Origin of the sequence: Paenibacillus sp. IHBB 3054 (assembly GCF_051594305.1) — a bacterium.
Lineage (GTDB): Bacteria > Bacillota > Bacilli > Paenibacillales > Paenibacillaceae > Paenibacillus_AQ.
This window is the reverse complement of sequence record NZ_JBOFBG010000047.1, coordinates 25,617-48,225: the sequence shown is the minus strand read 5'-3', so window position 1 is coordinate 48,225 and position 22,609 is coordinate 25,617. Positions and strand designations below refer to the sequence as shown.

The 22,609-nt window shown below is 45.4% G+C and carries 22 protein-coding genes; 17 read left to right on the top strand and 5 right to left on the bottom strand.

The features are described from left to right. Nucleotides 1-52 precede the first annotated feature (52 nt). From ACQ76X_RS31490 to ACQ76X_RS31475, 4 genes are all read left to right on the top strand, one after another. Complete coding sequence (locus tag ACQ76X_RS31490; RefSeq protein WP_342436027.1) at nucleotides 53-1,609, top strand: ABC-F family ATP-binding cassette domain-containing protein; 1,557 nt, start codon at nucleotides 53-55, stop codon at nucleotides 1,607-1,609. Nucleotides 1,610-1,836: 227 nt separating this feature from the next. Continuing rightward, the gene (locus tag ACQ76X_RS31485) at nucleotides 1,837-2,319 is read left to right on the top strand and encodes a DUF2975 domain-containing protein (RefSeq protein WP_342436026.1); all 483 of its coding nucleotides are present in this window, start codon (nucleotides 1,837-1,839) and stop codon (nucleotides 2,317-2,319) included. 10 nt (nucleotides 2,320-2,329) lie between these two features. Beyond that, a complete protein-coding gene (locus ACQ76X_RS31480; protein WP_038593853.1) occupies nucleotides 2,330-2,548 on the top strand; it encodes a helix-turn-helix domain-containing protein in 219 nt (72 codons plus the stop codon). Nucleotides 2,549-2,803: 255 nt separating this feature from the next. Beyond that, nucleotides 2,804-4,300 carry a serine hydrolase domain-containing protein gene (locus ACQ76X_RS31475; protein WP_438497687.1) on the top strand — a complete coding sequence of 499 codons (1,497 nt, stop codon included), beginning with the start codon at nucleotides 2,804-2,806 and terminating at the stop codon, nucleotides 4,298-4,300. A gap of 26 nt (nucleotides 4,301-4,326) precedes the next feature. Here ACQ76X_RS31475 and ACQ76X_RS31470 read toward each other — a convergent pair whose 3' ends face one another. After that, complete coding sequence (locus ACQ76X_RS31470) at nucleotides 4,327-4,986, bottom strand: histidine phosphatase family protein (RefSeq protein WP_438497686.1); 660 nt, start codon at nucleotides 4,984-4,986, stop codon at nucleotides 4,327-4,329. Between the two features lie 155 nt (nucleotides 4,987-5,141). Between ACQ76X_RS31470 and ACQ76X_RS31465 the strand changes: the two genes are divergently transcribed. Next, complete coding sequence (locus tag ACQ76X_RS31465) at nucleotides 5,142-6,032, top strand: LysR family transcriptional regulator (protein WP_438497685.1); 891 nt, start codon at nucleotides 5,142-5,144, stop codon at nucleotides 6,030-6,032. A gap of 135 nt (nucleotides 6,033-6,167) precedes the next feature. On the opposite strand, the gene ACQ76X_RS31460 is transcribed toward ACQ76X_RS31465, so the two are convergent. Both ACQ76X_RS31460 and ACQ76X_RS31455 read right to left on the bottom strand, forming a co-directional pair. Continuing rightward, the gene (locus tag ACQ76X_RS31460) at nucleotides 6,168-7,154 is read right to left on the bottom strand and encodes a hypothetical protein (protein ID WP_438497684.1); all 987 of its coding nucleotides are present in this window, start codon (nucleotides 7,152-7,154) and stop codon (nucleotides 6,168-6,170) included. Then, nucleotides 7,132-8,064 carry a helix-turn-helix domain-containing protein gene (locus ACQ76X_RS31455; RefSeq protein ID WP_438497683.1) on the bottom strand — a complete coding sequence of 311 codons (933 nt, stop codon included), beginning with the start codon at nucleotides 8,062-8,064 and terminating at the stop codon, nucleotides 7,132-7,134. The genes ACQ76X_RS31460 and ACQ76X_RS31455 overlap by 23 nt, the downstream gene beginning before the upstream one ends. 168 nt (nucleotides 8,065-8,232) lie before the next feature. On the opposite strand from ACQ76X_RS31455, the gene ACQ76X_RS31450 reads away from it, so the two are divergent. From ACQ76X_RS31450 to ACQ76X_RS31430, 5 genes are read left to right on the top strand one after another with little or no spacing between them, the layout of a single operon-like run. Continuing rightward, entirely contained in the window at nucleotides 8,233-8,475 is a 243-nt protein-coding gene (locus tag ACQ76X_RS31450; protein WP_438497682.1) for an acyl carrier protein, read from the top strand. Then, nucleotides 8,472-9,806 (top strand): hypothetical protein, encoded by a 1,335-nt coding sequence (locus ACQ76X_RS31445; RefSeq protein WP_438497681.1) that lies wholly within the window; start codon nucleotides 8,472-8,474, stop codon nucleotides 9,804-9,806. Before ACQ76X_RS31450 ends, ACQ76X_RS31445 begins: the two co-directional genes overlap by 4 nt. A 13-nt stretch (nucleotides 9,807-9,819) precedes the next feature. After that, the gene (locus tag ACQ76X_RS31440) at nucleotides 9,820-10,938 is read left to right on the top strand and encodes a UDP-glucuronosyltransferase (protein ID WP_438497679.1); all 1,119 of its coding nucleotides are present in this window, start codon (nucleotides 9,820-9,822) and stop codon (nucleotides 10,936-10,938) included. Further along, nucleotides 10,938-12,131, top strand: a complete 1,194-nt coding sequence (locus ACQ76X_RS31435) for a radical SAM protein (RefSeq protein ID WP_438497677.1) — start codon at nucleotides 10,938-10,940, stop codon at nucleotides 12,129-12,131. Before ACQ76X_RS31440 ends, ACQ76X_RS31435 begins: the two co-directional genes overlap by 1 nt. Beyond that, entirely contained in the window at nucleotides 12,128-13,141 is a 1,014-nt protein-coding gene (locus tag ACQ76X_RS31430) for a Gfo/Idh/MocA family protein (RefSeq protein ID WP_438497676.1), read from the top strand. The genes ACQ76X_RS31435 and ACQ76X_RS31430 overlap by 4 nt, the downstream gene beginning before the upstream one ends. A 69-nt stretch (nucleotides 13,142-13,210) precedes the next feature. Here ACQ76X_RS31430 and ACQ76X_RS31425 read toward each other — a convergent pair whose 3' ends face one another. After that, the gene (locus tag ACQ76X_RS31425; protein WP_438497675.1) at nucleotides 13,211-13,963 is read right to left on the bottom strand and encodes a nucleotidyltransferase domain-containing protein; all 753 of its coding nucleotides are present in this window, start codon (nucleotides 13,961-13,963) and stop codon (nucleotides 13,211-13,213) included. A 217-nt stretch (nucleotides 13,964-14,180) separates the two neighbouring features. On the opposite strand from ACQ76X_RS31425, the gene ACQ76X_RS31420 reads away from it, so the two are divergent. Continuing rightward, entirely contained in the window at nucleotides 14,181-15,167 is a 987-nt protein-coding gene (locus ACQ76X_RS31420) for an aldo/keto reductase (RefSeq protein ID WP_438497674.1), read from the top strand. Nucleotides 15,168-15,255: 88 nt separating this feature from the next. Here the strand turns inward: ACQ76X_RS31420 and ACQ76X_RS31415 are convergent, their stop codons facing one another. Continuing rightward, nucleotides 15,256-16,596: a hypothetical protein gene (locus ACQ76X_RS31415; protein ID WP_438497673.1), complete on the bottom strand. Its 1,341-nt coding sequence runs from the start codon at nucleotides 16,594-16,596 to the stop codon at nucleotides 15,256-15,258. A gap of 531 nt (nucleotides 16,597-17,127) precedes the next feature. Here ACQ76X_RS31415 and ACQ76X_RS31410 point away from each other — a divergent pair. The 6 genes from ACQ76X_RS31410 to ACQ76X_RS31385 are packed head-to-tail and all read left to right on the top strand — an operon-like array spanning nucleotide 17,128 to nucleotide 22,604. Next, entirely contained in the window at nucleotides 17,128-17,811 is a 684-nt protein-coding gene (locus tag ACQ76X_RS31410) for a GntR family transcriptional regulator (protein ID WP_076114509.1), read from the top strand. 30 nt (nucleotides 17,812-17,841) lie between these two features. Beyond that, complete coding sequence (locus ACQ76X_RS31405; RefSeq protein WP_438497696.1) at nucleotides 17,842-18,993, top strand: amidohydrolase; 1,152 nt, start codon at nucleotides 17,842-17,844, stop codon at nucleotides 18,991-18,993. A gap of 41 nt (nucleotides 18,994-19,034) precedes the next feature. Continuing rightward, on the top strand, nucleotides 19,035-20,078 hold the full coding sequence (locus tag ACQ76X_RS31400) for a methionine ABC transporter ATP-binding protein (RefSeq protein WP_438497672.1): 1,044 nt from the start codon (nucleotides 19,035-19,037) through the stop codon (nucleotides 20,076-20,078). Further along, entirely contained in the window at nucleotides 20,053-20,712 is a 660-nt protein-coding gene (locus tag ACQ76X_RS31395) for a methionine ABC transporter permease (protein ID WP_038593806.1), read from the top strand. The genes ACQ76X_RS31400 and ACQ76X_RS31395 overlap by 26 nt, the downstream gene beginning before the upstream one ends. A 29-nt stretch (nucleotides 20,713-20,741) precedes the next feature. Continuing rightward, nucleotides 20,742-21,761 carry a uroporphyrinogen decarboxylase family protein gene (locus ACQ76X_RS31390; protein WP_438497671.1) on the top strand — a complete coding sequence of 340 codons (1,020 nt, stop codon included), beginning with the start codon at nucleotides 20,742-20,744 and terminating at the stop codon, nucleotides 21,759-21,761. A 12-nt stretch (nucleotides 21,762-21,773) separates the two neighbouring features. Then, complete coding sequence (locus ACQ76X_RS31385) at nucleotides 21,774-22,604, top strand: MetQ/NlpA family ABC transporter substrate-binding protein (RefSeq protein WP_438497670.1); 831 nt, start codon at nucleotides 21,774-21,776, stop codon at nucleotides 22,602-22,604. Nucleotides 22,605-22,609: the final 5 nt, after the last annotated feature.

Here is a 22,609-nt window from a genome sequence, read left to right as displayed (position 1 = left end):
TAGCCTTTATAATATGACGAGTATAAAGAATAAAGGAAAAGGTGTTAAATACATGAGCATATTAAACGTAGAAAAGCTGAGTCACGGGTTTGGAGACCGCGCGATTTTCACCGATGTATCCTTCCGCCTGCTGAAGGGCGAACATATCGGTCTGATCGGTGCCAACGGTGAAGGTAAATCCACCTTCATGAACATCATCACAGACAAGCTACAACCGGACGAAGGTAAAGTTGAATGGGCTAAACGAGTGCGGACCGGATATCTGGACCAGCACGCGGTGCTTACCAAGGGACAATCGATCCGTGATGTATTGCGCGGAGCGTTCCAGTATCTGTTCGATATGGAACAAGAGATGAACGACATGTACGGCAAAATGGGTGAGGTGTCCCCGGAGGAGCTGGAGCAGCTGCTCGAGGATGTTGGAACCATTCAGGACACATTGACGAGCCAGGATTTCTATATGATCGACGCCAAAATCGACGAAACCGCCCGCGGACTTGGACTTACGGACATCGGCTTGGATAAGGACGTCCATGACCTTAGCGGGGGGCAGCGGACTAAGGTGCTGCTGGCTAAACTGCTGCTGGAGAAGCCGGACATTCTGCTGCTTGACGAGCCTACGAACTATCTTGACGAGCAGCACATCGTGTGGCTGAAGCGGTATTTGCAGGAATACGAAAATGCCTTCATTCTGATCTCACATGACATACCGTTCCTGAACAGTGTCATCAACCTGATCTACCATATGGAGAACCAGGCGCTGACCCGTTATGTGGGGGATTATGACTATTTCCAGCAGGTGTACGAGGCGAAAAAATCGCAGCTTGAATCTGCGTTCAAACGTCAGCAGCAGGAAATCGCAGATCTGAAGGATTTTGTTGCGCGGAATAAGGCCAGCGTGGCTACGCGGAATATGGCGATGTCCCGGCAGAAGAAGCTGGACAAGATGGAGGTTATCGAGCTCGCGAGGGAAAAACCGAAGCCGCAGTTCAACTTTAAGGACGCGCGCACTTCCGGCAAGCTGATTTTCGAAACGAATGAACTCGTGATCGGTTACGATTCTCCGCTGTCCAGACCGCTGAACCTGCGCATGGAGCGGGGACAAAAAATAGCGCTCGTCGGTGCGAACGGGATCGGGAAGACGACGCTGCTGCGCAGCATTCTCGGCCAGATTCCGGCGATCTCCGGTTCGGTCAAGCTCGGTGACCTGCTGGAAATCGGGTATTTCGAGCAGGAAATGAAGGATGCGAACTACAACACCTGTATTGAAGAAATTTGGACCGAGTTCCCGTCCTATACGCAGTTTGAAATTCGGGCGGCTCTTGCTAAATGCGGTCTGACGACCAAGCATATCGAGAGCAAGATCGCGGTATTAAGCGGCGGCGAGAAAGCCAAAGTCCGTTTGTGCAAGCTGATCAACCGTGAGACGAATCTGCTTGTACTGGACGAACCAACCAACCATCTCGACGTGGATGCGAAGGACGAGCTACAGCGTGCGCTCAAGGCGTACAAGGGCAGCATTTTGCTGATCTCCCATGAGCCCGAGTTTTACCGCGATATCGTGACAGAAACATGGAACTGCGAATCGTGGACGACAAAAGTGTTTTAAATAGCCGGCAACAGAGCTGGTCTGTTGTCGCAGGTTTGAGTGAACGTAAAGGGCGTCGCGCTTAAGTGACGAAAAGATAGAAGCTTCTGCAGCATAGTGCCGCAGGAGCTTTTTTTGCTTTTACATATAACAACAATAATATATTTAAATACACTAATTATTTATTGAAAAACGATAAATTATATGCTAAAGTCATATTAAATTTAAACATAAGTGAGGGGCTTTTTATGAAACGAGGAACAACACTCTTTTTAAAGGCAGCAGTTATTCTGATTGGAATCCCGGTTCTGGCTTTGTGCATATTTCTGGTACCTGAGATTGCGAATTTTGCAGCAGAATTGTATCCGGAGATGACGTACATCCAATTTCTCGTTTATCTCGATTTATATGCATCGGCGATTCCTTTTTACATTGCTCTGTATCAAGCTTTTAAACTTCTGGGCTATATTGACAAGAACAAAGCTTTCTCAGAATTATCAGTACGAGTATTAAAAAATATAAAATACTGTGCAATTACAATCAGCAGCGTGTATGTGTTAGGCATGCCACTCTTCTATCTCATAGCGGAGAAGGATGATGCCCCTGGAATCATAGTCATCGGATTGATTATTATCTTTGCCTCCATGGTGATTGCCGTTTTTGCTGCTGTTCTCCAAAGGCTTTTAACAGAGGCGATTGAACTAAAATCTGAAAATGATTTGACAGTCTGAGGTGAAAACTATGGCGATTATAATCAATATTGATGTGATGTTGGCTAAGCGGAAAATGAGCGTAACCGAACTTACGGAGAGGGTTGGAATCACGATGGCTAACCTGTCTATATTAAAAAATGGAAAGGCAAAAGCAATTCGCTTTTCCACTTTAGAGGCGATTTGTAAGGCTTTAGAATGTCAGCCTGGCGATATCTTAGAATACAAAAGTGACGAAGATACTAATTGACCTGAAATGTCTAAAAATAGTTCAAAGAAGCTTCTGCTGATGTTTTGGCGGGAGCTTTTTTTGGTTGTCTTTAAGTTTGTGTAAACGGTTAGTGGAGAGGATTCCTGTCAAATAGTTGCAGAGAAGTTGAGGAATAGAACGTCTAACTAAATGAAGAACGCAAAGATAAATAAAGAGCGTAGCTCCAGGCAGCAGCTTCTAATGACTTGGGGCTGTGCGGAGTATGAAATAATACGAACATGAAGAGGAGAGACAATGAAGAACTTATTTAGGAGAAAAGGCTTAGCGCTAGCAAGTGTAATCTTGCTTATCGTAATCATTACTGCCGCTGTTGACAGGGGCGCGTTTGGAACGTTGTTTACGGAAGGGAAATATGATACTGAGGAGCATATGGTAGAGACCCTTATGGCCAAAACAGCGACTCCAGGAGTAGCGATAGTCTCATCCAAGCAGGGCAATACAGATTATAAAGTATACGGATACGCAGATGTTGACCTAGACAAGAAGGTCACTGAAGAATCGTTGTTTGAATTGGGATCAACGACCAAGGCGTTTACAGCTCTGGCTATTATTCTGTTGAAAGATGAGGGGAAATTGGCTTTTTCGGATTCTGTCTCAGAGTATCTTCCCCGTTTTGTCCCAACCTTTCAAGGAGAGAATATGAATCTTACAATTGATCAGCTGTTAGCTCATACAAGTGGGATTCCGTCTTGGAGTATAAAGTTAATTCCTGAAGGAACTACTGAGAATCTGCTTGACGAAACCATAAATAAGATTTCAGATATTTCATTGGATACATACCCGGGGGCAGAATATCAGTATGCAACTGTAAATTATGATATTCTGGCGATGATTATTGAGAAAGTTACAGGTACAAGCTATCAGAATTATGTTACTCAGAATATACTGGTTCCGCTAAAAATGACGGACAGTTATTTTTCAACAGGTCAGGAACAGAAACCGGATCAGCTTACCAGAGGATACCGGGTGTTTTTCGGCAAAAGCTTCCAATATGATGCCCCCAGGTATTATGGGAATATTGCTGCTGGATATTTGGTGACGAATATAAAGGATTTGGAGCATTGGATGAATGCCCAATTAGGAATGGGTGATATCCCGGATGGTCTGAGGAGAGCTATTCAGCAATCTCATGAGGTGGACCTCCAAACCGCTGGATATGAAGAGAAGAACCAATACTATTCATACGGTTGGAGTAATGATCCAGAAGAACGGGTGATTAGTCACAGTGGAAGTAATCCTAATTATTCCTCACATTTTATTATGGATATAGAGAAGCATGAGGCCGTATTAGTATTAACTAATTTGAATTCAACTGCACCATCGCTGATTGCACATAACCTGCATGAGAATATGAATGGTAATCCTATGAATAAATTTACATACGATGACAGTTATATATTGCTTGATTTGATATTTTCGTTCCTGGCCTTACTAGCAGCCATTAGTTTAAGTCTTAAGGTGATTAAATTAGTTGGAGGAAGCAAGCAAAATAAAAATGTTGAAAAGACAAGGAACAAGAGGATTATAGTAATTCTTGTTATTATCCTAAGAGCGATGTTGCTGGTATTGGTTATGTTCTGGCCTTATCTGTTAAACAATAATTACTACATGATTAGCGTGTGGATGTCGTATTCACTATTCCTATGGGTGGGGCTAGTTTCACTCAGCTGCATGTTATCAATTATATTGAATTTGAAAAAGATAGGAGTCCTTAGAAGCAATTTGACCTAACTCAACCTGAACCGTTCTCCCATTTGCTAACAAGTAGCTTTACCGATTTTGCTTTCCTGGTTCTGTGCTCCACGATAATGTGAAGTATCACCCAGCAAATCGACGTATGGTATTCCATTTATTACTTGTACTTTACATAAAGCAGTGGAGAAAATATCCGGCATTTCCCCGATTTCCCGCAGTGATTTATTGAGAAAATGAGCCATTATAACTTTCAAGGTTATTCGATGTGTAACGATGAGCAGCTTCTGTCCCGGGTTATCGTTAAGGATGCAGTCAACAGCAGGAACCACTCTTTGTTCCAGCTGTTTATACGTCTCGCCTAAGCTGACAGGAACATATAGATCAGGACTGGTGAAAAATCGAGCATATTGCAAGGGATAATCTTGCTCTATTTGCTCGGTTTTCATTCCTTCCCATATCCCCATATTGATTTCCATCAGCTCATCCAACTGTTGAATAGGCAGCGTTCGATTTCCCCTCAAAATTTGCGCGGTATGCACTGCTCTTAGACTGCTACTTGAATAGATCGCGCCTAAGTTCTCTCCCTCTAAACGTTCCTTCAACCATTCAGCTTGCTGCTTTCCCAGGTTAGTAAGAGCTGAATTCTGATGCCCTTGCATTCTTTTCTGCAAATTCCATTCTGTCTGCCCATGGCGGGTTAAATATAATACGGTTTCTGTCATGTTCGAAGCCTCCCTTATTTATAGTTGTAAGTATAAAATAAGAGAATATAAATAAACATTATATAATAATTAATATTCATAATGTATATTTATAGTTGCGAATTCCTGTTTGCACAAATACAGTGTTCCATTCATATCGTTAGGAAGGTATTCAGATGAACTTTCATGTATTGAGATTGTTTTATTACGTGGCGATAACAGGTAGTGTAACCAAAGCCTCGGAGCGATTGCATATCAGCCAACCCGCGATATCCGCACAGATTCGTAAGTTTGAACGGGAGAATAACATTACGTTATTAGAAGTGAGAGGGAAGAGGATGGCGCTCACACCACTTGGACACAGGCTGATCCAGCCACTTGAGAAACTGTTTGCCATGGGTGAACAAATAGAGCAAATGATTGAAGATTATCACAAATTTCCGATGGGGAATATCCGTATCGCAGGCAATTACCTTGCCACAAGCCTGCTCATTCCCAGATGGGCATCCTTATTTAAACAACGGTTTCGCGACCTTGGGATTCAGATTTCGACCGCCAATTCTTACGAAACTATGGAAAAATTAATAAACTTTGAAGCGGACGTGGCTATTTACAGTGATATGGAATTCCCTTCCCATAATACGGGAAACTTTGAATACCGCGAATTGTACAAGGATGAGTACGTGTTTGTGGTTTCTTCCGGGCACCCTTTTGCCAAGCAGCAGGTCTGTCTTGAAGACATGGTATCGGAGGCGTTTATTATGAGAGAGGAAGGTAGTGCGGCCAGAGAGAGACTGCTTCGGCTGTGTGAAGACAGAAAAGTAGGGCAACCCAAGATCGAACTGCAATTTAATGGAGTGAACGAGACGATTCTGGCTGTGATAGCCGGTTATGGAATTACCTTTGTCTCTTCCTTGTTGGCACAGCCTTATCTTGATCAGGGGACGTTAGCCAAGGTTGAAACAGGAGACACTGTGACCAAGCATTCAATATGGATGGCCAGCAGCCCAAGGCACAGCAGGAAAGTTATGTTCAGTCGTTCATTGCACTGGTCATGGAACAATTAGAGAAGTAGTTGTTTGAACAGAGATAAAAAAACTCAAGCCGTTAACGAATTCTTAAAATCTATTTGATCTAAGCGTAATAAGAGAAGACCGTTCCTAATAAGGAGCGGTCTATTTGTAGTGGGTTCTATGGGAAATCTAACTCTTGAATACGGGTTTGCTCACTAATTGCACCAGCTCAAGCAGCAGCTCTTCTTCCGAGTGAATGATTTCAAGCATTTTCTTATGGATTTTGCCGCGTTGTGCGGGTTTGTTACCCGAACACATCACCTTTATCATAAATTGATTCACCATATTCCACATCTCCCCGGCAATCCGGTAGCCCTCGGCAATGCGGGTAAGCTCAGGCACTTCTTGATCAGCGGAAATGGCACTCAGGAAAAGGCTGTACCTTATCCGTGTGATCGGAAGGGTGTTGGCAGCCAGCAAGAAATAGGCACTATATTCCTCAGGGTTCTCTGCGATTATTCCTGTCTCGAGGTAGGCATCAGCATAGGCCCTTAGATGCTCCGCAACCTGGAGCGGCTGGACTTCATGCTCTTGATTCAGCAGCGTATGCTCAAGGGCAAGGCGCCATTGCCCAAGGGGGCGCGATGGCTCGCACAGGCTGAACTCTGCGAAGAAATGGCAGGCGGACTCCCATTCATCCAAATCCACCGATTCCAGGGGGCGGCCGTAGTAGCCATCCGTTAAATAAATTTTCCGGCTTGAACGATCGACGCCTACAGCCAGACAGGCATGTGAAGTATGCAGCTTACGGTAGGCCAGACACCAGGGGCAGCTATAGGAATCGAATCCTACCAGAACAGGCATGCCGCCAGCGAGCCGCTTCTCTAGCATATCAAGCAGAAAAGACTTGTCCATCGCCGGCTCTTCCCGGTTCACATATGTGAAATTTATCCCATGATAAGCCGCCAGATACTCCTTGCTGATTCGCGGAGTAGATACCCGGTCGATGATGGACTGTTCTGAAGACTGTTGTTGCTTGAAGGAGAACTGCCAGGCATTGCCGTACATGTACTTGCTGTCTTTACCCTGCCATTCAGCCACTGATTGAATACAGTCATCGATACAGCTGCGAAGTGTAGGGTAGGGGGTGCTTTTAACGGGCAGGATGTTCAGCATAACTTATCATCTCCTTGCCAATTGAGAAATGGCTGTGCCCCCAATTACGGTAATTGCCCGGTGTCATCCCGCTGTATTCGCGGAACAAACGGTAGAAGTATTTCATATCTCCGATCCCGACCTCAAGCGCAATCTTCTGAATGCCAAAGTCTGTGAACATCAGCAGTGCACAGCTGTATTTCATACGTATTTCCTGAAACACCTGGATATAGGATTTGCCGGTCTTCAATTTGAACAGTCTTTGAAATTGGCGTGAGCTCATGGAAATATAGCGGCTGATCTCCTTCAATGAAATTCTCTGCTTAAAATTGCTGACCATATATAGAATTACATCATGCAGCGGATCATCAGCCTGCTGTAAACGGTCTGAGAAAGGAACTCCCGCACAAGGCTCGACAATCCTTAGAAGTTCAAACAATAAGGGATACAGCCTCAATGGATCTGCCGACGGGCTGTTATTATGTAAGTCCTGCATGCGGCAGAACAAGGCCTCCAGTTCCATTCCCTGCTCGTGGTATCCGAACCAGGATTTCTGCTCTTCCAGCAACCGTAACCGGCGTTGCTGTTCTTCTTCGAACGGCCCGGTGAAGAGCGCTGGCAAAGCGGCAGGAAGCTTGAACACCTCCGGACTCAGCATACAGTTCAGGATCCGCAGCCGCTGTGTTCCACTCAGATCCCGGGGCTGGAACACATGGGATACCCCAGGCGGGATGACAAACAGATCACCTTTTGCAACCTGTATCTTGTCCCCGTCGATAAGCTGAATGCCCTCTCCCTCAAGCACATATGCGATCTCCATGAAATCATGCTGGTGGAGAACAGATGTGAGCGATTCTTCGGTCAGCAACACTTGAACCGGTGAATTTGTGTCAAATAGATATTCCCCAGCAACTACCGGAAAAACCTCCATAGACGAACCTCCGTTTCAGCTAGAAGTAGAAGAATAAGTAAGATAAGTAGTCTGGAATCCATCTAGTATAACTGAATATTTTGGCGCATTCAACCATATATTAACAGTTTTAAATTTGGTATATTCTTTTCATTCCATCCAAGTAAGCACAGAGAAAGGAGTATACACATGCAGCAAAAAGTTATTGAAATCATAGCGGAAATCAAGGGGGATCCTGCGTTGTTGCAAACGCTTGACGGCAGCTCCGATTTGACGATTGACGCTGCTCTGGATTCGCTCCAGATTATTAATTTTATTCTTAGGATCGAAGATGAGTTCAATGTCGAAGTTGATTTCGATACCTTTGATCTGGAGCATTTGAAATCGGTAGACCGTTTCACGGGTTATGTTGCCGGACTTACCGGACAATGAAGACTACGGTGCATTGCGGCAGCTTTGAGTCGGAACGATACTGGCGGGAGAAAGACCTCGCCGCGCTGCCTTCCATTCCCGACCTGAGCGGGATGTCCATTGTGCAGGCTATGGATGAAATGCTGTTTGTATTCTGCGGCAGCAGCGATGTTCTGCTGACCCGTTACGGCATGAACAAAGCGCAGGTCGATTATTTGCATTCCCTCGGCTACGCATTCACTACCAATGTGTATCCGATGACATTGCAAGAGGAAGGTGCTGCGCAGGAGAGTCTGAATATATTTGAGCTGCTGGACAGACTGGACCCGGAAGACCCATTAGCCAGGATGATACCCGGGGGAGCGTCCCTTTCCCCTTTTGCCGTGCTTCCCGGAACACAGAATGCCCTAAGGCGCTACCACCTTCAGCCCGAGCTGCCGGACGAGCAGACGGTACGCAGCGTGAACACCAAATCCTACTCGATTGCGATGCGGGACAGATTGTCGTTGCCTAACGTAGGGTTAGCGGTTGACAGCGTCCAGGAATTGCTGCATACCGGGCTGCAACTGCTGGAGAAGGGCCCGTTCCTGATCAAAGATGAGTATGGTGTTTCCGGCAAAGGAAACCAGCTGGTAGATTCCGAGCGGACCCTGCGCAGAATTGCCGGGTATCTGGAATCCGGCAGGAATAAGGAGAAGCGAATCCGCTTTGTGCTGGAGCGGCTGCTCGACCGTGAAATGGACTTCTCCTGTCAATTTCATATTGATCAAGCAGGTGCAATCTCCATTGTGTCTGTGCAGCAACTGGTGAACAATGGGTTTGCCTTCGGAGAATCACAGTCTCCCGGCAAAGCGCTGCTGGATAGGCTGGAGCAGGAGAATTATTGTGAAATCATGCACAGTATAGGGAGAAAACTCTACGAGGATGGCTATTATGGCGACGTCTGTGTGGATTCGATGCTGCTGCGCGACGGCTCAATTGCGCCTCTGGTCGAGATTAACGCACGGAAATCGATGAGTCTGATCAAGCACAGCGTAGACCGGTATCTGAACCGGGAAGACATCCATACGGTTCTGATTCAGGTTCCGCTGGTTTCTATGGGGCAAGCCTCTTATGAAGTGCTGCTGCGGCATTTGGAGCAAGCGAATATTTTGTTCGGCGCGGGAAACGGGGAAGGCGTGATTCCTTTAACTTCAGGTACGCTTCATCCGCCGGGTAAGGAGCACTCCGCAGGCACCAAAGGCAAGCTGTATGCGGCGCTCGCTTACCGCGATACTGCGCATAAGAAGGAGCTGTCGGTCAAGCTGGACGAGGCGCTGCAAAGCAGCGGATATACTATTTTGCGGAAATGAAGGGAAGCAGCCAATGAAGGATACAGTGACAATACTATGTTCTGGCTTTGGGCTGGGCTTTTATGTCCCTGGCCTGCTGATTGAACGGGCGCTGAAGGTTTTGGGAATCAAGGCGGAGGTGGAGGTCTTCGAAACCTTAATGTTTGAGGATAAGAAGAAGACGACAGATAACAGCCGCAAAGCTTACAGGGAGAATTTTGCCGTGGCGCTGACTTCGCAAAAAATACCGGGGGATATCCGCAACAGCCTTGACCCCACTGTGGTCAAAGCGTTATTTGAACGTTGGCGCGGGGAAGGAAGGCAGCATTTCATTACACTCTCCGGACACTGGGTTCATGTACTGGATATGTACCGGGACACAGCGGCTTATGAAGTCTTGGCCGATTTGCTCTATATTGATGCGGACCTCTCTCCTTCCTGGAAGAACCTCCGCAGACTGAACCCCGGGTATGCGCAGGGCTACCGTGAAGTGAACATGTATGACCTTGTGAATCGGAAGGTGCTGTGCAGAATTGACACAGGTATCGAGCCGCTGCCCATGCCAGCAAGGAATGGCCGTTTGGTTGTGCATGGCGGAGGTTGGGGAATCGGAACATTCCGCGAGAAATTCGCTGAGCTGGAGGCAGCGGGCTACCTGCTTGATATAGCTGCTTACAGCAATGAGGAGATTGGCGAAGAAATCCACGGAAGACACTACTATATGAATGATCCGCAGTGGAGGACATGGCTCCGTGACAGCAGCGGACACTACAGCTTCCCTCCCTTTGCCAAGGTGAGCGGCAGCGGGAAGAACCGGTTCCCGCCTTGTCAGAACTATCAAGAAGGCATGTATGGTGTCATCCGCCAGGCCTCCGCAGTTATCAGTAAGCCGGGTGGTGGTGCCTTGGTCGATTCACTGTCTTGCGGGACTCCGCTCGTGCTGCTGGACCCGTTCGGTCCCCATGAGAAAATCAACAGTGATCTCTGGGTCGAGCTTGGCTTCGGTATCCGTTATGAGGAGTGGAAGCAGGCTGGCTTTGACCGTGAACTGCTGCGGAGGTTATCGGAGAACATCTTAACGTCCAGAGAACGGTATCCTGATTATGCCAAAAGCTATGCAGAACATCTGTATGCAGCAGAAGGGAGAAGCTAATGCAACCAAGCAGCAAAGTAGCGCTGGACGCCAAGTCCTTTGAAGCGCTGAAACGCACCATCAAAAATGTAGTCGTTCCTCATAGAGAGCGGAAGCTTGATCCCGGCTTCAAGACCGTGATGCCGGAAATTATGTCGCTCAAGCTGACTAACCGTTGTAATCTTCGTTGCAAGCATTGCTATCAGTGGAATGAATCCGGCTATCACCATGATATGGACAAAACCGAGCAGAATCTAGACATGAGGCTGGACATGATCCGCGAACTGCTGGAGGAGACCGATGAAGCACAGTCCAGGCTGTACTTGTGGGGCGGAGAGCCGTTGTTTCACCGCGATACACAGCAAATTCTGGAGCTCCTCAAAGCGCACCCCAGAGATACGACGATTTGCACCAATGCCCTTCTTCTCTCTAAATATGAAGAGGAGCTGTGTGCGATCTCGGACAATCTGGAACTGCTGATCCCGATTGAGGGCTTTGAGGAAGAACATGATCTGCTGCGGGGGAAAGGCTCTTTTCAAAAAGTGGTCGAGGCTGTGGACCGGCTGCTTGCCTTGCGGGAGCAAGGGAAGTTCAGAGGCAGAATATCAGTGCATAATGTGATCAATGACAATATGATCGGCAAGCTGTACGAAATGGTGGAATTCTTTGAGCAAAAGGGTGTCGATCTGGTGCTGCTCTGCTTCCCCTGGTATATATCCAGTGAGACCAGTCTGGAAATGGACCGGTTCTATGACGAGCGCTTCCAATGGCTTGCCGAGCTGAGCCCGGACCACCGCAGCAGCTGGCATGCCTTCAAGTATCATATCAAACCTGACAATGTGGTCAGGCTGACAGAAGACCTGAAACGGATCAATGCCCACACCTGGAAAAATACCCGCATCCGTTACCAGCCGGGACTGGACTTCGATGAGATCGAGGATTTCGTGGCCGGCAAGCCAATGGCGTCCCGCAGCACCTCGAAATGTCTGGCGCTTAGCACCCGGGTCGATATTGCCCCGAATGGTGATGTGAGCGCCTGCAAGTTCTTTTCTGAGTTGTCCATCGGCAATGTAAACGAACAAACGTTAACGGATATTTGGAACTCCGAGCGTTATGACCGGCTGCGGCGGATTCTGGATGAAGGGTTGTCCCCGGCCTGCTCCAAGTGCAATGTGCTGTACCTGAATACCTATTCGGCACTGACACATGTATGAGGACTGAAGGCGGGACACGTTCTTACAGGCTCGGCATTCTCGGTGCTTCGAATATCGTCAGGACTGCCCTACTGGAACCGGCTGGTTATGTTGATGATATTACCGTATCCGCTATTGCCAACCGCACCCCGGAGAAGGCCGTGGAACTGGCTCACGCATACAACATCCCCCATGTTGCAGGCAGTCTTGAGGCGTTGCTGGAAATGAAGGAGCTGGATTCGGTATATATCGCTCTCAGCAACGATCTTCATGCAGAGTGGGCCCTCAAGGCACTGGCGGCTGGTAAGCATGTGCTGGTCGAAAAGCCAATTGCCTTGACTCCTGCAGAGGCGGATCAATTGAGGACGACTTCGGCACAGCCCGCAGCCCCTAAGCTAGTCGAAGGCCTGATGGTGGCTCATCATCCTTGGCAGCAGGCGCTCAAATCCATCATTGCTTCCGGTCAATATGGCCAGCTGCGCAGTCTGAAGACCCGCATAACCATTCCTGCCAAGGACCAACATTCCGGGAATTACCGCAGCATCAAGTCAAAAGGCGGCGGTGCCTTTGCTGATCTGGGCTGTTACTGGCTACAGTTCGTGGAGAACATAGTGGGGCTTCAACATGTGCAAATCTCCGGGCAGTCGAAATTTGACGGTCCGGACGGCTGCGACTGGACCTTTCAGGCATCGCTTAAGTATGACAGCGGGCTGGATGCGGAATGTCTGATCTCCTTTGAGCTGCCTTACCGTGCCTCGCATACCCTTTATTTTGATCAGACGGTGCTGACGGTACCCGATTTCTTACGGCCGCTCAAAGGATTCTATCCTATGAAAATACGCCATGATCTGCCGGATGACCGCAGTACAGTTCAAGATTTTGAACCAATGAATTATTACGTGAACCAGCTTCGAGCTTTCGCTGAAATAATGGACGGGACCCGTGAGGCTGGACTGGAGCGTTCCTTGGAACGGGTAACTCTTCAAGCGCGAATGATGGCTGTGGCCCAACAGGCCTGGAGCTATAGGTAAATAAGAAAACAGTCTGCATCCGGTGGCCAGAACTGCTGGTCTAGGGATCAGACTGTTTTTTTGTACGGATTAACGGTCTGACAAGGGAGGCGGCTGGTCTATCCAGTTGCGCTCATTGTTCTTTACATAGATTCCCAGTGCCTGGTCAGAGGAAAGCCCGGGGTTGTGGAAAGAGAGCATCATCGCTGCAAACCGTGTGCTTTTATTGACATTCGGATTGAGTAGAAGCTCTGTAGCCCGCTGTTTGAAATCCTCTGGTTTGTGCGGCGCGGTCTCGACCGTATCGAGCAAGGCCTTGTGGCTAGGGAAGAGCATACGGTTATAGGCCAGGATCATCCGTCCGCTGTAAAATACCAGATTGCTTACCGTATGCGCCATTAGATAGGCATCGTTATTTTTGGCGGCTTCCTTGGCGAAATAAAAAGCATACAGGTGAATCTGCGCGCTGAAGTCCCGCAAATTGCGCTCACGGTTCCCTTCGGGATAAATGGGGATTCGAGCTACAAGACGCTTCAGTTCAGGTATTCTTGAGAAAAGCACTTGCGAACCGGTAAACGCATACCGTGTCGCCTCGTTACCGCGCTCAGCGGCCAGCTCCAGAAAGTGGAGATTAATCACCTTCACATCCACGTACCCGCCTTCATATGTGCTGGCCTCCCGGTCCACATAAGACAGGTTGTTGTTTCTTGCATGCGCTTCGTAGGATTCATCAGTTACCACCAGATGGACATCCACATCGGAAGTTTCCTTCGCCCGGTCCCGGGCAACCGACCCAGAGGTGATGACCGCCAGACAAGAAGCGTCAACTTTCAGCTTGTTCACGAAATTCTCCATTGTCTGTCTATGGTGTTCCAACATCAGGTTCATCCTCTCTATATTGTTTTTGCTCTATTAAGCGTAACGATTACCGCGCTTAGCGGCTATGGTCAATGAAGACATCTATTCATCCGCAGCATGTAATAAAATCGCTTGCCTTGGAGTTAACTCCAAGGAGTAAACTACATTTGAAGGAAACAATATCTATGGGGGGAACAATCAAATGGAATATGTGAAACTCGGAAATACTGGTTTGGATGTCTCTCGGCTATGTCTGGGTTGTATGAGCTTTGGTGAAGCAGAACGATGGGTCCATCCATGGGTCCTTGATGAAGAGCGGAGTCGTCCCATTATTAAACAAGCTCTGGAGAATGGGATCAATTTTTTTGATACAGCGAATGTATATTCAGACGGAACAAGCGAGGAAATCGTTGGACGGGCTTTAAAGGATTATGCTAATCGAGATGAAATTGTCCTGGCGACGAAAGTTTATTTCCGAATGCATCAAGGTCCAAACGGTGCCGGACTCTCGCGAAAGGCGATCATGAGTGAAATAGACAAGAGTCTTAAGAGACTGGGAACAGATTATGTGGATCTGTACCAGATTCACCGCTGGGATTTCAATACTCCCATTGAAGAAACGATGGAAGCATTGCATGATGTTGTTAAGGCCGGGAAGGCAAGATATATTGGTGCTTCTGCCATGTACGCTTGGCAGTTTCTAAAGGCATTACATGTAGCTGAGAACAATGGATGGACTAAGTTTGTATCCATGCAGAATCATTTCAACCTCGTATACCGTGAAGAGGAGAGAGAGATGCTGCCGCTTTGTAAGGAAGAAAAAATCGCTGTGATTCCATATAGCCCACTTGCATCAGGGAGATTGACGCGTGATTGGTCGGAAACCACACATCGCTCCGAAACCGACCAAGTCCAGAAATCTAAATATGATGCGACTGCAAATACGGACCGGTTGATTGTAGAGAAAGTTGCAGCAATCGCAGAACAACGTGGCGTTCCCCGTGCTCAAATTGCACTTGCCTGGGTGTTGCAGAAATCACCAGTAACAGCCCCCATCATCGGTGCAACGAAAATGTCTCACCTTGAAGATGCCGTAGCCGCTCTTTCCATCACGTTAACAACTGAAGAAATTGCTTCGCTGGAAGAGCCATATGTTCCTCATCCGGTAGTGGGTCCTATTTCGATGTAATGATAAAATTGCAAGCTATGAACAGACAAAGCCACTAACCTGCGTTAGTGGCTTTTGGTCTCTTTTACTGATTGGAGATTCTTAGCCCCTATTTAATTTCCCTTAAATAATCTTCTAGCTTTTGTACTTCAGTATAGGAGAGCTTTAATGAATATCCATCGTTAAAATCCAAAATAAATAAATGCTCAAATGCGTTGTTTGGCAAAGCATATTCGGTTGAATTCATTGATTTTCTTGTCTGAGGAAAGGTATTAGGAAATATCAATGCAGACAAAACTGATCTATCGATAGTCATTTCATCGTTAAATTGTGTAATGATTTCAACCCTAAAAGGAGTCTCTTCTGTAAAATAAGAAGTTGTTTTAGTCTCATTTTTACGCAGCTTTTTATATTGATCTATATAACTTAACAACCTGTCTCTGTAATCACGGTCAATGAGGACAAGCTTTGTTTCATTACGAATGGAGAACTCTGATGACTCAAATGAATCACCAAGGAATGAGAAATCATAGTAGTTGCTATGCAATGATTTTATAACCATTTTCTCAGTATCCGGGGAATTCGCAATTTCAACATTTTGACTTGATGTTATAAACTCATATCGATTTTGAACTCTTAAATTAAACTCTTCATTACGAATACCCTTCATTTCGTTACGATTAATATTCAAATTAGCGCCGTAATACACGGGTAGGTGTATGCGGCTGTCCTTTTGCGATTCCACCTGATTCATTGCATAATCTGGATTCAAATATTGTGTATACAGCTGATAGAATGAACTGTAAGTATGTGTTATTAGCTTGTCAATTTGATCTGGCGAAAGAGGGAAATCTAAAGATTCTAGGATACGACTTTCCTTAATATCAATTAAGTGATAATTAAGCTCTTTATCTTCAGCGAAAGGGGAACCAACCTCATAGATCAGAAATTCCCCCTCCGAGAACCCGTACTGCAGAACAAAATATAAGGTATCTTCGTTATAAAGAAATACGCTCATTGGTTCATCATGTTGTAAAGTACTAAGATATGAATCTTCGGGAACTCTAAGCCTATATTCATATGGAAACCCTTCAATTTCCATAGCTAATATATTTTCGCTGGTTTTGTTATTGAAAAAAGGATTAACATCGATTAACTGGTATCTAACACTCTTATCATGGAAAACTGAAGACAGATACCCTGTTACATCAACGGACTCCGAATACAAAAAATGAGGATCAGAGATAAAGCCGCCGTATAAAGGAAAGATTCCGGACCACTCAAAATTCCGCAAGTTATATTTATCTCGCTTGATTTCCACGTTGTTCCCATCATATTCTTTAGAAGATATTTGATTGAACCCGAAAATTTCTTTTTCATAAGTTCGAAAGATTAAAAACGAGAACACAACAAAAGAAACTATAGCAATTATTATGTAAAATCTTTTCACTTTCATCGCTCCTACATAGTTGTTTCTATTATATACAATATACTAAATGTATAAGATAGACATTGAATTTACTATACAGTTTTTTTGTTGAAACCGATATTATGGATATAATAGGAAGGAGTATTATGGCTTTTTGAACCCCGTGCGGAAATGGAAGTCAAACTTGTGAAGAATGTGGCAAGCGTTCCTCACCCTGACTGGTCAATTAATCTTAAGCATGACTTTAACTGAATCTAAGCAAGCAGCTCATGTGGTTCGTCACATGGGCTTTTTTTGTTGCGGATTTGCTCTTTTTGCTGAAGTAACTATCGGGGCATTTAAAATTAATGAAAGATATACGACAGTTTTTTATTCACCCATAATACCCACTTGACTAGGGGGAATAATAGGTTTATAGTATGAAAAAAGCTTGGAAAACAGAGACGTGTTTTAAAATAATCTTCTATTTAATCTATTAAATTAATAATTGTATACAATTATACAAATATATTTAAAGCCACTCACAAATTATCGATGAGGAGCAATATAGGTATGGTGATACGATCACGAAGGTTGTCAAAGGATAATACCTACTATGCATTAAAACAAAAAATTATTGATAGTGAGTTAGAGCCGAATCAAGCGGTAAATGAAGAAAATTTGGCGGCGTTGCTCGGGGTCAGCCGGACTCCTTTAAGAGAGGCCATTCAGAGATTGGAGAATGAGGATTTTCTCGTTCGTCAGCCGAATGGAAGGTTGCGGGTAGCCTCCGTAACTATCAAAGAGGTGGAAGAGGTTTTTCTGATTCGCAGCATGCTTGAAGGCTATATTGCAAGAAGTGCAGCTAAGCATGCTACAGATAAAGATATTCTACATTTAACGACGATGATGGAGCGAATCAAACATTCCTTCCAGCTAGGTGACAAACAGGATTTTGTATCCTATGGCTTTGAGTTCCATGATTATTTATCTGAAATCAGTGAACTTAGAACGTTTGAGAAAGTTCTGAATCAATTAAGAGATCATTCGCTTCGCTACTGTCGCTATGTCTCCATGCATGGAGATTGGAACACACAGGCGGATGAAGAACATAATTATATCCTGCAAATGATAGCTGACAAAAATGAAGATGGTGCAGAAAAAGCTATGCGGGATCATATTTTAAGTAGCTTATCTACTGCGCTTGCGCGAATCAAAGGGATGGAAGAAAACGAGATAGACCATATCGGTCCATAACGAAAGGGGATTACTTCACCTATGAAGCCACTGCATAAGATTGATCAAGCTTTAGCTAGTCAATTGATAGAGGTTCGAAGAAACCTGCATCGAGAACCAGAGCTGGCATATGAAGAGTTCAGAACAACAGAGAAACTGCGGGAATGGCTGACAACTGCCAATATACATATTTTAGACCTCCCTTTAGAGACTGGACTTATCGCAGAGATTGGACAAGGTGACGGGCCTGTTGTGGCCATTCGCTGTGATATTGATGCACTTCCGATAGAAGAACAAACGGAATTACCTTTTGCCTCAGAGATTCCTGGAAAAATGCATGCATGTGGCCATGACTTTCACACCGCTACCATCTTAGGCGCTGCCTTGTTGTTGAAGGAGCGTGAAAGTGAATTGCCGGGAAGAGTTAGAGTCTTGTTCCAGCCGGCAGAAGAAACAGGACACGGGGCGGAAGGTGTCTTAGCATCAGGAGGCCTCAAGGATGTAGCTGCTATATTTGGTTTGCATAACTCACCAGACTTGCCAACAGGATCTTTTGGAACGAGATCGGGAGCTTTAACGGCAGGTGTTGACCGGTTTGAAATCACTGTAAAAGGCGTTGGCGCTCATGCTGCTACTCCGGAAAAAGGTGTGGATTCGATTGTGACCGCTGCGCAAATTGTTACAATGCTGCAAACCGTCGTAAGCCGCCAAAATAATACTTTAGAGCCGGTTGTGTTAAGTGTTACCAGAATTAACGGAGGCTTCACATGGAATGTATTGCCGGAAAAAGTTGAATTAGAAGGTACGGTACGTACTTACAATGAAGAGATCCGCCGTCAGATTCCTATACAAATAACCCGAATTATCGAAGGGATTGCTGCAGGAGCCGGGGCTGAGGCGCAATTGCATTGGTATCCAGGCCCGCCAGCAACTATCAATCATGGGGACTGGGCTGACTTCACCAAAGAAGTCGCCTTAGAAGCCGGATATGATGTGCATGATATCCCGCCGCAAATGGGGGGAGAAGATTTCTCATACTATTTACAGCAGATACCGGGTGCTTTTGTAAATATCGGAACGGGGCCGGCCTATGCTTTGCATCACCCCCGTTTCGATGTGGATGAGGCAGCTATACTGCCTGCGGCTAAATATTTTGCTTCATTGGCAGAGCAAGCACTTCAGAAGCTGCAAGAGAAGGCTTAATCCTAAATCTTAAATCTACAATATGATTGAGGGGAATGAACATGATTGAATTAAAGAATGTGTACAAAACATTCACTCGCAAAGAGATTACGATTGATGCTCTGCAAGGGATCAATTTGAAGGTTGAAAAAGGCGATATTTTCGGGGTTATCGGCTATAGTGGTGCGGGAAAAAGCACATTAATCCGTTTAGTCAATTATTTGGAAAGACCCACAAAGGGCCAGGTTCTTGTAGCCGGGCGTGATTTGGGAACATACAACGATAAAGAGCTGCGGGCGGCCAAGAAAAATATCGGCATGATTTTTCAACATTTTAACCTGTTAGAATCTAAAAAAGTATTTGATAATGTCGCGATTCCTCTCGTTCTGCTGAAAAAGAATAAAGATGAAATCCGCAAGCGGGTACAGGAGCTGCTTGAGTTTGTCGGATTAAGTGACAAGGCTGGAAGTTACCCGAGTGAATTATCAGGTGGACAGAAGCAGCGGGTCGGGATTGCCAGAGCGCTTGCCTCGAATCCGTCTATCCTGCTGTGTGACGAAGCGACTTCTGCCTTAGATCCACAGACAACACGATCTATTTTACAGCTTTTGAAAAAAATCAATGCGGAATACAACATTACGGTGATGATCATTACGCATGAAATGTCTGTCATTCAAGAGATTTGCAACAAGGTGGCTGTGATGGAAGAGGGACGGATCATCGAGCAAGGAAGCGTGCTGGATGTATTCGGTCAACCCAAACATGAGACCACGCAAAATTTTGTGAAGACCGTTATTCAAAACAGCATGACGTCCAGCGTTCAAAAATCAATAAAAGCAGAACATGGAAGTCTGCTCTATAAACTTAATTTTGTTGGTGAAAATGCATCTGAGCCCGTTCTGTATGAGATGATTCGTTCTTCCGAGATAAAGGTCAATATTTTATTTGCGAATATGACAGAGATTCAAGAAACGACACTCGGAACAGTGATCATTCAATTAAATGGAGAGCAATCAGAGATTAACAATGCTTTAGCTTTCCTGAAAAGAAGCGGAGTCGGTGTAGAGGAGGTAGAATCTTATGTTTTCGACCACAGTAACAAGTGAACAATTTATGCAGGCCATAATAGAAACGATTCAAATGGTAGGGTTCTCCTTGTTTCTTGGTTCCCTGCTTGGGATTCCAATCGGGATATTGCTTGTAATTACTCGTCCAGGCGGTGTTTTGGAGAACAAAGCCCTTTACGCCATCATAAATCCGATGATCAACATCATTCGCTCTCTACCTTTTATTATTTTGCTGGTTGCGATTGTTCCGTTTACACGGGCCATTGTGCATACTTCGATTGGGACAAGCGCAGCGATCGTACCGCTGATTATCTATATTGCGCCTTATATAGGACGTTTGGTAGAGAACTCGCTGCTTGAAGTGAACCCGGGAATTCTTGAAGCCGCAGAGGCGATGGGGGCTACTCCCTTTCAAGTCATCTGGTACTTTTTGTTGCCGGAAGCGGTCGGATCCTTAATCCTGTCATTGACAACAGCGACGATCGGATTGATAGGTGCAACTGCAATGGCCGGAACAGTAGGCGGCGGCGGAGTCGGCAACTTGGCCATAGTCTATGGATACCAGCGATTTGACACCGTAGTTGTGGTAGCCACCGTTCTTATTCTCATCATTTTGGTGCAAGGCATTCAATCTTTAGGTAACAAGCTGGCAAGAAAAATTCGCCGCTATTAGTTATTACAGAGACATGGAGGGATTGGCAGATGAGTGAATGGAGTAAGCAAGATCGGTTTAAAGCAATATTGTCCGGAGAACGGGCGGATCGTCACATTGTCAGCGGATGGCGTCATTTCATTGACAAGGAACAAAATGCAGAAGATTTAGCAGCAACAACGATTTCTTTTACGCAAAAATATGATTGGGACTGGGTCAAAATTAATCCTAGAGCAACTTATTTAGCTGAAGCCTGGGGTAATCAGTATGACTTTACGGATTATCAGACCGTCTTTCCTAGACAGAAGACGACTGCTATTTCTACCGCCGATAACCTGTGGGATATTGAAGTGAAAAAGGCAACCCAGACTGCATCTCTGCTGGAGCATTTAGAGGCGGTCAGAAAAATTCGTCAAGGGTTACCGGACACCCCGCTGATCCAAACGATATTTTCGCCATTAACGGTGTTGCTGTTTATCGTAGGGCGTTCTGCTTATGTAACAAAAACTGTGTTTGGCATTGAGCAGCCTGTTACTTTGGAATCGTTGTTTAAAGAGCATAGAGCGGCGGCACACCATGCGTTACATGCTATTTCATTAACCTTAGCCGATTATGTGCAAGAGTTGCAGCAAGCGGGTTCAGATGGTTTGTTCTATGCGGTGACAGGTACAGCACATCCGGGATTATTTGATGAAGCGATGTTCGATGAGTTGTCCAGACCCTATGATTCTATTGTGTTGGAGGCCGCAAGTTATGGCAAAAACATCCTTCATACCTGTGGAGCGCATGCAAAGCCGGAGAAATTCAATGATTATCGTATTGATGGGATCAGCTGGGATACTATAGCCGAAGGCAATCCAGGTTTAGAAGCGAATCTTAAAGCTACTAAAGTAGGTGGCGTTGATCATGGATTGTTTGCAGTAAACAATATAGATCAAATTCAAAAGCAGGCGAAGGAAGCTTTGACGTTAATGAAAAACCAGCCTTTTATTCTCTCGCCAAATTGTGCGATCCCGCTAAATGTTACAGATGAGGCGTTAGAACAACTAAAAAACTCAGTATTTGAATAGGAGATGAAGGTAATGAAAAAGTTAATGTTAGTAATGTTGATAGGTGTTCTGGCGGTGTTAACGGCCTGCGGCAATAAGGAAGCAGAAAGTTCTGGAGATAAGAAGAAGCTTACCGTTGGATTCGGTGTCGGAACCTATGAGGAACAATTCCGTCAGTCGATTCTGCCAATCCTGGAGAAACAAGGCTATACCGTTGATATTAAAACCTTCTCGCAAAACATGCAGGTCAATCCGGCGATGAAGGAAGGCTCCATTGACGCGAGCATATTCCAAAGCACAGCTTACATGGAAGCCATTAATAAAGAAATTAACGCAGACATGACAGGAATTGCTTATGTGCCAGGCGCTCCACAAGGTCTTTATTCCGTAAATCATACTACTCTTGACGATGTTAAAGATGGTACAACGGTGGCAGTTCCCAACGATCCGGTTAATCAGGAGCGTGCACTTCGTATTCTGGAGGAATTGGGCTGGATCAAAATTAAAGAAGGAGCAGGTGTAGCGGACTTCAACATTAACAGCATGGAGCCGGATAAGTATAATATTGATATTAAAATTTTGGACCCGGCGCAAATTCTGGTTTCCCTTCAAGATGTGGATTATGGTGTTGTGAACGGTAATTATATTGCGAATTCACCCGACAGAAAGATTACGGATGCACTCAAAATTGAAAACACACCAATGCAGCACAGAATCATAGTATCAGTTAACAAAAAGGATGAAGATTCCCAGTGGGCCAAGGACTTGAAGGCTGCCTATGAATCCAAAGAGTTTGAAGAATATATCCTTGGAATCGAGAAATATAATGGGTTCATTTTGCCTGAAGCATGGAAAAATAATTAAGTAAG